Origin of the sequence: Pelagerythrobacter marensis (genome assembly GCF_036700095.1) — a bacterium.
Lineage (GTDB): Bacteria > Pseudomonadota > Alphaproteobacteria > Sphingomonadales > Sphingomonadaceae > Pelagerythrobacter > Pelagerythrobacter marensis_A.
In genome coordinates, this window is the sequence record NZ_CP144918.1 from 2,228,035 (window position 1) to 2,240,248 (window position 12,214).

Annotated in this window: 11 protein-coding genes; 6 read left to right on the top strand and 5 right to left on the bottom strand. The window is 66.2% G+C overall.

All coding sequences use genetic code 11. The annotated features are described in order from the left end of the window. Positions 1 to 37: 37 nt before the first annotated feature. Entirely contained in the window at positions 38 to 2,278 is a 2,241-nt protein-coding gene (locus V5F89_RS10495) for a putative bifunctional diguanylate cyclase/phosphodiesterase (protein ID WP_338445598.1), read from the top strand. Positions 2,279 to 2,282: 4 nt separating this feature from the next. On the opposite strand, the gene purQ is transcribed toward V5F89_RS10495, so the two are convergent. Beyond that, the gene (purQ, locus tag V5F89_RS10500) at positions 2,283 to 2,960 is read right to left on the bottom strand and encodes a phosphoribosylformylglycinamidine synthase subunit PurQ (RefSeq protein ID WP_338445599.1); all 678 of its coding nucleotides are present in this window, start codon (positions 2,958 to 2,960) and stop codon (positions 2,283 to 2,285) included. Beyond that, the gene (gene purS / locus V5F89_RS10505) at positions 2,957 to 3,199 is read right to left on the bottom strand and encodes a phosphoribosylformylglycinamidine synthase subunit PurS (RefSeq protein ID WP_338445600.1); all 243 of its coding nucleotides are present in this window, start codon (positions 3,197 to 3,199) and stop codon (positions 2,957 to 2,959) included. The genes purQ and purS overlap by 4 nt, the downstream gene beginning before the upstream one ends. 159 nt (positions 3,200 to 3,358) lie before the next feature. Here purS and V5F89_RS10510 point away from each other — a divergent pair, with 159 nt between their 5' ends. Next, a complete protein-coding gene (locus V5F89_RS10510) occupies positions 3,359 to 4,237 on the top strand; it encodes a diacylglycerol/lipid kinase family protein (RefSeq protein ID WP_338445601.1) in 879 nt (292 codons plus the stop codon). Positions 4,238 to 4,244: 7 nt separating this feature from the next. On the opposite strand, the gene purC is transcribed toward V5F89_RS10510, so the two are convergent. The 3 genes from purC to V5F89_RS10525 all read right to left on the bottom strand — a co-directional run bounded on the left by purC (position 4,245) and on the right by V5F89_RS10525 (position 7,294). Next, positions 4,245 to 5,048, bottom strand: a complete 804-nt coding sequence (gene purC, locus V5F89_RS10515) for a phosphoribosylaminoimidazolesuccinocarboxamide synthase (RefSeq protein ID WP_338445602.1) — start codon at positions 5,046 to 5,048, stop codon at positions 4,245 to 4,247. 145 nt (positions 5,049 to 5,193) lie between these two features. Further along, a complete protein-coding gene (locus tag V5F89_RS10520; RefSeq protein WP_338445603.1) occupies positions 5,194 to 6,459 on the bottom strand; it encodes a glutamate-5-semialdehyde dehydrogenase in 1,266 nt (421 codons plus the stop codon). 46 nt (positions 6,460 to 6,505) lie between these two features. Next, a complete protein-coding gene (locus V5F89_RS10525) occupies positions 6,506 to 7,294 on the bottom strand; it encodes a pyrroline-5-carboxylate reductase (RefSeq protein WP_338445604.1) in 789 nt (262 codons plus the stop codon). 179 nt (positions 7,295 to 7,473) lie between these two features. Here V5F89_RS10525 and proB point away from each other — a divergent pair, with 179 nt between their 5' ends. The 4 genes from proB to V5F89_RS10545 all read left to right on the top strand — a co-directional run bounded on the left by proB (position 7,474) and on the right by V5F89_RS10545 (position 12,141). Continuing rightward, positions 7,474 to 8,622 (top strand): glutamate 5-kinase, encoded by a 1,149-nt coding sequence (gene proB / locus V5F89_RS10530; protein ID WP_338445605.1) that lies wholly within the window; start codon positions 7,474 to 7,476, stop codon positions 8,620 to 8,622. Positions 8,623 to 8,689: 67 nt separating this feature from the next. Then, positions 8,690 to 9,493, top strand: coding sequence for an outer membrane protein assembly factor BamD (locus V5F89_RS10535; RefSeq protein ID WP_338445606.1), 804 nt, complete (start codon positions 8,690 to 8,692; stop codon positions 9,491 to 9,493). Positions 9,494 to 9,568: 75 nt separating this feature from the next. After that, positions 9,569 to 11,233: a DNA repair protein RecN gene (gene recN / locus V5F89_RS10540; protein WP_338445607.1), complete on the top strand. Its 1,665-nt coding sequence runs from the start codon at positions 9,569 to 9,571 to the stop codon at positions 11,231 to 11,233. Next, positions 11,230 to 12,141: an alpha/beta hydrolase family protein gene (locus V5F89_RS10545; protein WP_338445608.1), complete on the top strand. Its 912-nt coding sequence runs from the start codon at positions 11,230 to 11,232 to the stop codon at positions 12,139 to 12,141. Before recN ends, V5F89_RS10545 begins: the two co-directional genes overlap by 4 nt. Positions 12,142 to 12,214: the final 73 nt, after the last annotated feature.

The following is a 12,214-nucleotide window of genomic DNA, read 5'->3' on the forward strand; positions in this document are numbered from 1 at the left end:
AGGCGGGACGAGCGCGGATTGGAACCGTCTGCGGGGCATGCAGCTGGTCCGCGTGGCAAACGCATGGAAACCGCGGTTGTTCGGCCATGCGTTCGCCGCGGCCATGGTCGGCTGGGCCTGCCTGGGGCAGGTCCCGATCGCGCTGCTTGCCGGATGGCTGGCATTGCTCGCCGCCGTGCTCGCCTACGCGATCGTTCGCGACGCCGGGCTGCGCAATGCCGACAACCGGAAGATCGCCAGGGGCGAACTGCGCCGACATGCCTTGCGCGCGGGAATGCTGGGGCTGGTCTGGCTGTCCGCGGTCATCCTGTTTACCGGCTATCTGGAATCTACCGACCGGTTTGTGATGATTGCCGCCATCGGGACGCTGATTGCAGGGTCCGCGCTGGTCGTTTCGGGATCGCCGTTCAGCACGCTCGTATTCGGAACCATTACGGGGACCGGAATGGTGGCGGTGCTGGCGATCGAGGGTGCCTATCAGCTGATGGGCCTGATGGCGTTCTTCATCGCGCTGGTGGGCGTCGGCACCATCCAGATCGCGCGCATCTATCTGGTCGCGCGCATCGCGGAGGTCGACAGCAAGGAGAAGAGCGAGGTCGTCTCGCTCCTCCTGCGCGAGTTCGAGGAGAACGAGGCCGACTGGCTGTGGCAGGTCGACGCATCGCGCCGGGTGCGGAGCGCCTCGCCGCGCTTCTCGTTCGCGCTCGGCAAGCGCCCGGAGGAGCTTGAGGGGGCGTCGTTCCTGCAATTGATGGCGGGCGACGCCTGGGAAGACGGAAAGTTTCCGCCCAGCCTGCACGAGCTTGCGGAGGTGATGAAGCGGCGCGAAAGCTTTTCCAACCTGATCGTCAAGGTCACGTTCGGCGGGCAGGTGCGCTGGTGGGAACTGTCGGGAACGCCGCTGTTCGTCGACGGCGCCTTTGCCGGCTTTCGCGGGGTCGGCTCCGACGTGACGGAACAGCGCGAATCGTCGGAAAAGATCGCCTATCTCGCGCGCTACGACACGCTGACGAACCTTCCCAACCGCCTGATGCTGACGGAATCGCTGGGCGATGCGCTGCAATATGCGCGCCAGTGGCGAACGCGCTGTGCCTTTCTGATGATCGACCTGGATCGTTTCAAGGGAGTGAACGATTCGCTTGGCCATCTCGTCGGCGATCGATTGCTCGCCCAGGTCTCGCGCCGCCTGAAGGATCTGATGGACAAGAGCACGCTTTGCGGCAGGCTGGGGGGCGACGAGTTCGCTATCGTGGTGCGCGATGCCACCGATGCGGAGCGGGTCGACACCATCGCGCGCAAGGTGATCGAGCAGCTTTCCCAGCCATACGAAATCGATCGCCACACACTGTATATCGGCGCGAGTGTCGGTTCCGCTTTCGGGCCGCGCGACGGCAGCACGGTGGAGGATCTGATGCGCAACGCCGATCTCGCGCTCTACCGCGCGAAGGAGGAGGGCGGCAGCAGCCACTATGGCTACGAACCTCGCCTTCATGCGACGGCGGAGGAACGGCGCAAGCTCGAAATGGCGTTGCGGCGCGCGCTCGACGATGGCGAATTGTCGCTGAATTTTCAGCCGGTCGTCGATGCGAAGAGCGAAGCGATCGTCAGTTTCGAGGCGCTGATGCGGTGGAACAGCCGCGATCATGGCGCGATCAGCCCGGGCAAGTTCATTCCCCTGGCCGAAGACACCCGCCTTATCGTCCCGATCGGCGCCTGGGTGCTGGAACAGGCCTGTCGGGAGGCTGTGAACTGGCCGCGCAACGTACGGGTGGCGGTCAACGTCTCGCCCGAACAGTTGCTGGAGCGCGACTTTCCCGCAACGGTCGTCCATGCCCTTTCGTCAAGCGGGCTCGAGGCGCATCGGCTGGAAATCGAAGTGACCGAGAGCATTTTTCTGCGCGATCCCGACGTGGCCCGAAATTCGCTGGAGCAGGTCATGGCGCTGGGCTGCACGGTTGCCCTCGACGACTTCGGGACCGGCTATTCCTCGCTGGGCTATCTGCGCAAGCTGCAGTTTTCGACCATCAAGGTGGACCGGACTTTCGTCGATGGCGCGGCGCAGGGCAGCCAGGAAAGCCTGGCGATCGTGCGCGCGGTTATCGCCATGGCGCAAAGCCTTGAAATGGCCACGACTGCCGAGGGTGTCGAAACCCCCGAGCAGGCAGAACTGGTCCGCGACATGGGGTGCGACAAGATTCAGGGCTTCCACTTCGGCCGTCCGATGCCGGCCGACGAGGTTCAGGCCGTTTTTCGGAAGCAGGAGATGCTGATCGCCTGACCGATCAGGCGGCGACCAGCCCCTTCACCGCGCTTTCGAACAGCATGCGTCCGTCGCTGCCGCCGTGATCGGGTTCGATCGCCCGTTCGGGGTGGGGCATCAGGCCCAGGACGTTTCCTGCGGCATTGAGAATGCCCGCGATGTCGCGCCGCGAACCGTTGCAGGTGTCGAGATAGCGGAAGGCGACGCGCCCTTCGCCTTCCAGCCGGTCGAGCGTGTCCTCGTCGGCGAAATAGTTGCCGTCGTGGTGCGCAACCGGCAAGGCGATCTCCTGCCCCCGGTCGTAGCCGGCGGTGAACAGCGACTGGTTGTTTTCGACCCGCAGAGGAACGGTGCGGCAGATGAAGTTGAGCTGCGCATTGCGCATCAGCGCGCCGGGAAGAAGCCCGCTTTCGGTCAGGACCTGAAATCCGTTGCAGACGCCGAGGACAGGCACACCGCGCTCCGCTGCGCCGACCACAGCGCGCATGATCGGGCTGCGGCTGGCGATCGCGCCACAACGCAGATAGTCGCCGTAGGAAAAGCCGCCCGGCACTGCGATGAAATCGAGCCGTTCGGGCAGTTCGGTCTCCCCATGCCATACGCGCAGCGCAGGCGCGCCCGAAACTTTCTCGAGCGCGACAGCCATGTCCCGGTCGCAGTTCGATCCCGGAAACGTGATGACCGCGCCGCGAAATGTCATCGCGCCGCCTCCATCGTTTCGATGCGGAAGTTTTCGATCACGGTATTGGCGAGCAGTTTTCGGCACATCTCTTCCAGCTGGGCCTGGCTGGTATCGTCCGCGACATCCAGCTCGATCAGCCGGCCGACCCGCACGTCGTCCACCCCGGAAAAGCCCAGCCCCTCCAGCGCATGGTGGACCGCACGACCCTGAGGGTCGAGCACGCCCGGCTTCAGGCTGACATGGATGCGGACTTTCATGGGCGGGGCGCCTTTCGCTGCGAGGTCGGGACTCGCGCGCAGCCTATGGCGCCAAGCGGCGGCCGGGGCAAGTCGCGCATGCGCGCGGGGGACGCGGGCGACCGCAAGTCTTCGATTTTCCGAGCAATTCACAACCTGCCGATGCTAGGGGGCCGGCCGATGAAGGTGGATCTCGTTTACAATCCCGTCGCCGGCAGCTTTCGTCCGGCCCGGCTCGATGCCCTGGCCGCCGCGTTTGCCGCGCGCGGGATGGAGGTTGCGGCGCTGCCGAGCGCGCGCCACGGTGCGCGCCTTTCGGGCGCCGCCGATCTCGTCTGCGTCCTGGGCGGGGACGGGACCTTGCGCGATACGGTCGAGGCGCTGGGCGAGGACGCGGGGCGCACCCCCCTTTGCATTGCGCCTGCCGGCACGATCAATCTGGTCGCCCGCGAACTCGGCTATGCCCGGCCGGCGGCGCGCTTCGCAGACCAGGTGCTGGCCGCCTGGCATCGCGGGCGGGAAAGCTGGGTGCGTGCACCGCTCTACCGCCTCGGCACGACGCCGATCGTCGCCTGCCTGAGCATTGGACCGGATAGCCATGCGGTTGCGCAAGTCTCGGCCGATCTCAAGCGGCGGATCGGCCGCTACGCTTATGTCGTGGCGGTCATGCGCCAGCTTGCCCGGTGGCCGCGCGAAACGATCGCCATCAGCGGCGAACTGTCCGACGGCACCCCTTTCGCATGCGAGGCCGAGGCTGCGATAGCGTCGCACGGCGCGTTCTATGCCGGGCCGTTCCGCCTCAGCCCCCGCGCCGGGCTGGCCGCGGATTCGGTGGAGCTGATCACCCTGCGCCGCTCGACCCGGATCGGCACTGCCGCGCTGACCGGTGCGGCGATCATGCGGCTGCCGCTCGACCGTCTCGGCCTGGCGGAGATCCGCACCGTGCGCCGGGTTGCCTTCGACCGGTGCGTCGGCCCGGTGCAGGTCGACGGCGATCACATGGCCGATTGCGCGCACGAGATTGCGTCAAGCGGCATGGCGCTCAACTACGTCATCTGACGGGCCGCTATTTCTTCGGTTTGATCGGGCTGCGCAGCTTGCCGCGGTGGGCGTTGAGGTCGAACACTTCGCCCGGGCCGTTGTCCTCGTTCTGGAGCAAGCCGAGGCGCCGGGCGACTTCCTGATACGCGTCTTCCTCGCCGCCGAGGTCGCGGCGGAAGCGGTCTTTGTCCAGCTTTTCGCCGGTGGTCATGTCCCACAGCCGGCATCCGTCGGGGCTGATTTCGTCGGCCAGGATCAGGCGGCTGTAGTCGCCATCCCAGATGCGGCCGAACTCCAGCTTGAAATCGACCAGGCGGATATTGATCGCCGCAAACATGCCGCAGAGAAAATCGTTGATGCGGATCGCCATGCTGGCGATGTCCTGCATTTCTTCGTTCGACGCCCAGTTGAAGCAGGCGATGTGCTCTTCCGCGATCAGCGGATCGCCGAGGCCATCGTCCTTGTAGTAGTATTCGATCAGCGTGTGGGGCAGCGGTTCGCCTTCCTCGATCCCCAGCCGTTTGGAGATGCTGCCGGCGGCGACGTTGCGCACGACCACTTCGATCGGAACGATCTCGGCCTGGCGAACGAGCTGTTCGCGCATGTTGAGACGCCGGATGAAGTGGGTCGGGATGCCGATATGGCCGAGGCGCAGGAAGATATATTCGCTGATGCGATTGTTGATCACACCCTTGCCGTTGATCGTGCCCTTCTTCTGAGCGTTGAAGGCGGTCGCGTCATCCTTGAAATACTGGATCAGCGTGCCCGGTTCGGGGCCCTCGTAAAGAATCTTGGCCTTGCCTTCGTAGATCTGGCGGCGACGGGGCATGGGAAATTCCTAGCGCGCAAAATAACGGTGCCCCGGCGGACGAAGCATGGTGCGCTCCGCCGATGCCGGGGCAGGAAGCCGCCCATACCGCGAAAGCCCGCCGAAGGCAATTGCGCCCCGGAAGGGCGAGGGCGGGGCGGCGCGTTCAGGGCCGCGTCTGGCCGTCGCCGTGAACGAGATACTTGAAGCTGGTGAGCTGCTCCAGGCCGACCGGTCCGCGGGCGTGCATCTTGCCGGTCGCGATGCCGATTTCCGCGCCCATGCCGAACTCGCCCCCGTCGGAGAACTGGGTCGAGGCATTGTGCATCACCACCGCGCTGTCGATTGCGGTCATGAACCGGCGCGCGGCCTCCGCATCTTCGGTCAGGATGGCGTCGGTATGGTGGCTGGAATGCCTGTCGACCCAGGCGATCCCTTCGTCGAGCCCGTCGACGATCTTCACGCTGGCGATGGGGTCGAGATATTCGGTATCCCAGTCCTCTTCGGTCGCGGGCTTGATCCGGCTGTCGAGCGCGACGGCTTCCTCGTCGCCGCGCAGCTCGCAGTCCGCCGCCATCGCGTCGGCCAGCTTCGGCACCACCTGGTCGGCGATCTTGCGGTCGATCACGATGCTTTCGGTCGCCCCGCAGATCCCGGTGCGGCGCAGCTTGGCGTTGCGGATGATCTGCACCGCCTCGTCCACTTTCGCCGCCTCGTGAACATAGCTGTGGCAATTGCCGTCGAGGTGCAGCAGCGTGGGCACGCTTGCCTGATCGCGCACCAGCTCGACCAGGCCGCGGCCGCCGCGCGGGATCACCAGATCGACGAACTGGTCCGCCTTCAGCAGCGCGGCCACGGCCTCGCGGTCGGTGGTCTGCACCGTCTGCACGGCATCTTCGGGCAGGCCCGCGGCCTTCAGGCCGGCGCGCATCGCGGACACGATTTCGCGCGTCGAATGGCGGCTTTCCGATCCGCCCCGCAGGATCACCGCATTGCCGGACTTGAGGCACAGCGCACTGGCGTCCGCGCCCACGTTGGGCCGCGATTCGTAGATCATGCCGATGACACCGATCGGCACCGCGACCCGCTCGATCTTCAGGCCATTGGGGCGGTCGAACTGCGCCAGCTTGCGCCCCACCGGGTCGGGCAGCTCGGCGATCTCCTCGAGCGCGCTGGCCATGCCCTCGATCCGGTCTTCGGTCAGGCGCAGGCGGTCGACGAAGCTGTCGGGCTTCTTGCCTTCGACGCTGGCGACGTCGGCCTGGTTCGCCTCGATCAGCGCGGCCGAGCCTTCCCGCAGCGCCTTGGCCGCTTCGCGCAGCGCCGTGTTCTTCGCCTCGGTGCTGGCCGACAGGAGCCCCCGTGCCGCTTCGCGCGCGCGGCGGCCCAGCTCGTGAATGTGAATTTGCGGGTCGAGTGTCTGATCGTTCATAATGTCCTCGTACACGTTCGTGTTAACGGCGGGAACGGCGCAATGGTCAGCGCAGCTCTACCGCCCGGTCGTAAGCGGCCTGTAGTGTGGAACGCATCAGGCGCGTCAATGTGTCGTCGCCGTTGAGGGCATCGAGCCCTGCGGCAGTGGTTCCCCCCTTGCTGGTCACCGAATTGCGCAGCGTTTCCAGATCGCCGTCGTCGTCGGCCTGTGCCATCGCGACCGTCCCGGCCATCGTACCCAGAACCATGGCGCGCGCTTCTTCGAGCGAGAAGCCCAGTTCCTGCGCTGCGGCGACATAGGTGCGCGCGATTTCGAAGACATATCCGGGGCCGGAGCCGGCAACCGCGGTCACGCGGTCGAGCTTGTCCTCGCTGTCGACCGTGATCGCGGTGCCGGTGCGGGCCATCATGGCCTCGGCATGGGCGCGCTGGTCGTCGCTGACGCCGGGTGCGGGGCAAATGCCGCTGACGCCCTGGCCCACGGCGGCGGGCAGATTGGGCATGACGCGGACCACCGGGGCGCCGTTCATGGCCTGCGAAATGCGCTCCGCCGAACAGCCGGCCGCGATCGACAGCACATAGCCGCCCGGCGCCAGCCGACCGGCGTGCGCGGGCATGATATCGGCGATCATCTGCGGCTTGATGGCGACCACGATCACATCGTACCTGTTGTCGCCCAGTTCGCCGGCATCCGCCACCAGCCGTGCCGGGTCGGGAACCCGGTCGAGTGCCGGATCAACTATAGTGAAGTGATCGCCCCCCGACATCCAGTGTTCCAGCAAGGCGCCGCCCATTTTTCCGCAACCGATCATAAGGATGTTTTTAGTGCTCAAGCTCTATCCCTCTATAACAGAAATATTTTTCATCGGTTTTTAATGTTTCATACCTGAATTGTTCACCCTTCCGGGGGAAGAGTATGAAAGTATAAATTTTTCGGCGCGTCCACGGTTGTGCGTTGCACAATTCCTACCTAGATAGCGTCGGGAAAATTGCAAGAAATGGATATTTTGTCGTGGCCGAGAATCGAAGCATCGTCGTCAAGATTGGTTCCGCTCTCCTCGCCAACCCCGACCTGCTCACCCCGCGCTTCAGCTTCATTCAGCGCCTGCTCGAAGACGTGGCGCAGTTGCGGAGCGAAGGGTGCAATGTGATCCTCTGTTCGTCCGGTGCCGTGGCGCTGGGCCTCAAAACGGTCGGCGAGACACCCGAAACCGCCGGGGTGAGCGACAAGCAGGCCGCTGCCGCCTGCGGGATGCCGCTCCTGCTCAACGCCTACAAGCAGGTCGGGCACGAATACGGTTTCGAGATCGCCCAGGTCCTGCTGACTCTGGGGGACTTCGAGCATCATCGCCGTTTCCTCAACACCCGCAACACCGTCCACCGCCTGCTCGAAGCCGGGGTGGTGCCGATCGTGAACGAAAACGATTCGATCACGACGGAAGAAATCCGCGTGGGCGATAACGACCGGCTGGCCGCGAAAGTGGCGCAGATGGTGGGGGCCAAGGAATTCGTCATCCTGACCTGTGTGGAGGGCCTCTACGACCGCAACCCGGACGAACCGGGCGCGCAACTGGTCGAAGAGGTCGGCGACGTGGGCGAGTATATGGAGGCGACGGTCGGCAAGAGCGCGCTGGGCACCGGCGGCATGACGACAAAGCTGAAAGCCGCCAATATGGCGCAGGAAGCCGGCTGCACGACCTATATCGCCAATGGCGAGCACGAACGCCCGCTCTCGGCCGTTCTCAGCGGCGAACGGCGCTGCACCAAGTGCCTGCCGCATCCCAATCCCCTGTCCGGCAGGGACAGCTGGATCGCCAACCGGCTCCAGATGGCGGGCAGCATCGAAATCTCGAAAGAGCTGGCCGACGCGCTGGTCGAGGAGAAGCGTTCCATCCGTCGCGAGGACATCCTGGCGATGGACGGCGATTTCACGCGCGGCGACGTTCTGCACCTCTACGACAGCGAGGGGGTCGAGCGGGCGCGCGGCCTGAGCGACTTCACCTCGGAGGAAATCCGCGTGATGACCTTCAATCCCGACACGCCCGAAGAGCAGCTGCTGGGTTACAAGACCAAGGGCGAAGTGATCCGGGCGAACAATCTCGTCATGCTGGAAAACCGGCATCTGTTGTGGGACGCGCCGGAAGGGATGACGCCCGCCTGACGGACCCGGGGCCGCCGGCGCCAACTTCACTTGGCGTTCAGCGAGGGCAAGGCTATAGGCCCGGTCCATGATCACTCGCTCGCGTTCGCCGCTCAAGCTCGCTCTCGCCGTTACCGCATCGGCGGCCGCTCTGTTCACTGCCGGTTGCGCGGGGCGTTCCGGCGGGCCCGAAGACACGGCCTACGTCGCGCGCGACGTCGAAACGCTCTATTCGGAAGCCAAGCGCCGGCTCGATGCGGGCAATGCCAAGTTTGCCGCCGCGCTGTTCGACGAAGTCGAACGCCAGCACCCCTATTCGCCCTGGGCGCGCCGGGCGCAGCTGATGAGCAGCTTCAGCTATTACGTCGCGCGCGATTACAACAAGGCGATCCAGAGCGCGCAGCGCTTCCTCTCGATCCATCCGGGCAACAAGGACGCGCCTTACGCCTATTACCTGATCGCGCTCAGTTATTACGAGCAGATCAGCGACGTGCACCGCGACCAGGCGATCACCGACCAGGCGCGCACCGCGCTGAACGAGATCATCCGCCGTTTCCCGCAGACCGAATATGCCTCGGATGCCCGCCTCAAGCTCGATCTCGTCAACGATCACCTTGCCGGCAAGGAAATGGAAATCGGCCGGTTCTACGAGCGCAGCGGCAAATGGCTGGCGGCGCAGATCCGGTTCCAGAACGTGGTGGAAAACTTCCAGACCACCAGCCACACGCCCGAGGCGCTCTATCGCCTTACCGAAACCAGCCTGGCGCTCGGCATTCCGGAGGAGGCGGTGAAATACGCCGCGGTCCTGGGCGCGAATTACCCGGGCAACGAATGGTACGAGAAGGCTTACAAGCTGGTGCAGAATCACGCCAGCGGCGTCACGGCGAGCTGAAGGTCGATTCTGTTCGCAAGCGTTGCCGCGGTTGGTGACGCGCCATCCCATTCCGGCTAGGGAATCGGGTCAGATATGCTGACCCGCCTGTCCATTCGCAACGTGGTGTTGATCGAGGCGCTCGATCTCGATTTCGGGCGCGGCCTCGGCGTGCTCACCGGCGAAACGGGGGCGGGCAAGTCGATCCTGCTCGACGCGCTCGGCCTCGTGCTTGGAAACCGCGCGGAAACGATGCTGGTGCGGGCGGGGGAAGATCGGGCGAGCGTCACCGCCAGTTTCGAGTTCGCGCGACTTCCGGCGCCCGTTGCCGAAGCGCTCGACGATGCCGATATCGTGCTGGAGCCGGGCGAGCCGCTGATGATTCGCCGGCAGGTGCGGGCGGACGGCGGCAGCAAGGCATTCGTCAACGATCAGCCGGCCAGCGTGGCGTTGCTGCGCACGCTGGCGCCTGCCCTGGTCGAACTGCACGGGCAGCACGACGATCGCGGGCTCGTGAACCCGCGCGGCCATCGCGCCTTGCTCGATCGCTATGCCGGAGCGGACGTCGCCGCCGTGGCCGCCGCCTGGGAGACCTGGCGCGCCGCGGAGGACCGGTTGCAGTCAGCGCGCGCGGCGATCGCGCAAGCCCGTGAAGACCAGGACCTGCTGCTCGCCCACCTCGCCGAACTGACCGCGCTAGCGCCGCAGGCGGGGGAAGAGGCTCGCCTGGCCGAAGCGCGCGCGGCGATGCAGAAGGGGGAGCGCCTCTCGAGCGACCTGGAGGAACTGCGTCATGTCTGGGACGGTTCGGATTCGCCGCTTGCCGAGCTGCGGGTCGCGGCGCGGCGGCTCGACCGCATCGCGCCCGAGCATCCGCTCCTCGTAGAAGCGCTGTCGGCGCTCGACCGCGCCGTGATCGAGGCGGGGGAGGCCGAAGCGAAGCTGGAGGAAGCGGCAGCGGCCCTGGTCCACGACCCGGCTGCGCTCGAAGAAGCCGAAACGCGGCTGTTCGACTTGCGGGCGCTGGCCCGCAAGCATCGCTGCGAAGTGGACGATCTGCCCGAAAAAATGCGCGAATTTCGCGCCGCGCTCGACAAGATCGAAGGGGGCGAGGCCGAACTCGACGCGCTCGAGGACGCGGCGAAGAACGCTGGCCGCAATTACCGCGAACGGGCGCAGGCGTTGCATGCGGCGCGGGTGGAGGCTGCCGGCCGGCTCGACGCCGCGGTGGCGGGCGAACTCGCGCCGCTGAAGCTGGATGCGGCGCGATTCCGCACGGCGGTCGAGCCCCTGCCGGAAGAACGCTGGGGGCCGCACGGCAGCGACAGTGTGGAATTCGTGATCGCGACCAATCCCGGTGCGGATTTCGCCCCGCTGGCCAAGATCGCCAGCGGCGGGGAGCTGTCGCGCTTCATTCTTGCACTCAAGGTCGCGCTGGCCGAACAGGGCGGGGCGGCGACCGTGATTTTCGACGAGATCGACCGCGGCGTGGGCGGCGCCGTGGCGAGCGCGATCGGCGAACGGCTCGCCCGGCTGGCGGGCGACGGGCAATTGCTCGCGGTGACTCACAGCCCGCAAGTCGCCGCGCGCGGACGGACGCATTACCTGATCGCCAAGTCGAGCGAAGGCACGGTCACGAAAACTTCGGTCCGCCTGCTCGACGAGCGGGAGCGGCAGGAGGAAATCGCCCGCATGCTCTCGGGCGCCGAAGTCACGCCCGAGGCGCGGGCCCAGGCCGACCGGCTGTTGGAGGGGGTGTGAGGCATGTCGCGCTCGGGATCGCCTTGCTGATGGCGGCGGGCTGTCAGCCGATGCCGGGCGGTGGAGAGGTTCTTCGCGTTCCGGTCGCCAGTGGCGATACCTTCGGCGCCGACGCGCATCTTGCGCCGTCGCGGCCCGACGCGGTGCTGCGCTATGCCGATCATCCGCGCGGCTTTGCCGAACTGCGATTGCCCGCGGGGGAGGGGCCGTTCCCTCTGGCGGTGATCTTCCACGGTGGCTGCTGGAAGGCGGGAATCGCCAACCAGGCCTATATGGCGCCTCTGGCGACGCGGTGGCAGCAGCTCGGCATCGCGACGCTGAATGTCGACTACCGCGAAGTGGGCGACGGCGGCGGCTGGCCGGGCAGCTTCGAGGACTGGGCGGCGGCGGGCGATCTGGTCATGCAGGTCGTGGCGGACTACCCGGTGGATCGCGCACGCGTCACGCTTGTCGGCCATTCGGCGGGCGCCTTGCCTGCCCAGTGGCTGGCGATGGAGCAAGGGAGCGACGGCCCGCTGGGCGCGCGCGACCCGTTGGCGGTGCGCGCGGCGATCGTGCTCGACGGACCCGCGGACGTCGGGGCCGAGCGTGATGCGTTCGACGCCCTGTGCGAATTTTCCGCGGTCGATCCGTTCATCGGCGCTGCTCCCGGCGCTGCGGCGGACCGCTACGCCGCCATCGCCCCCGGCGGCCATGCCCCCCAACTGGAAGAACTGCTGTTCGTTCAGGCCGTTCTTCCACCTCCGCCCCAACCGGCACAGACCGCAATCCGCGCGGGCGGCGCGCGAGTGGAAGTCCGCGCGAATCCGGGTGCAAGCCACTTCGCGATTCTGACGCCTGGCTCGCAGTCTTACATCGCGAACGAACCCGCTATGCTGACGGTACTGCGTGGGGAGGCGGCGGAATGATGGACCGGCGGACGCATCTCGCGGGACTGGCCGCCTTTGCGACGGCTATAATGTCCGCGCGGCAGGTTGAAGC

Coding starts and splice junctions, on each gene's coding strand:
- V5F89_RS10495 (WP_338445598.1), top strand. CDS start 38: ATGCAGCTGGTCCGCGTGGCAAACGCATGGAAACCGCGGTTGTTCGGC.
- purQ (WP_338445599.1), bottom strand. CDS start 2,960: ATGACATTTCGCGGCGCGGTCATCACGTTTCCGGGATCGAACTGCGAC.
- purS (WP_338445600.1), bottom strand. CDS start 3,199: ATGAAAGTCCGCATCCATGTCAGCCTGAAGCCGGGCGTGCTCGACCCT.
- V5F89_RS10510 (WP_338445601.1), top strand. CDS start 3,359: ATGAAGGTGGATCTCGTTTACAATCCCGTCGCCGGCAGCTTTCGTCCG.
- purC (WP_338445602.1), bottom strand. CDS start 5,048: ATGCCCCGTCGCCGCCAGATCTACGAAGGCAAGGCCAAGATTCTTTAC.
- V5F89_RS10520 (WP_338445603.1), bottom strand. CDS start 6,459: ATGAACGATCAGACACTCGACCCGCAAATTCACATTCACGAGCTGGGC.
- V5F89_RS10535 (WP_338445606.1), top strand. CDS start 8,690: ATGATCACTCGCTCGCGTTCGCCGCTCAAGCTCGCTCTCGCCGTTACC.
- recN (WP_338445607.1), top strand. CDS start 9,569: ATGCTGACCCGCCTGTCCATTCGCAACGTGGTGTTGATCGAGGCGCTC.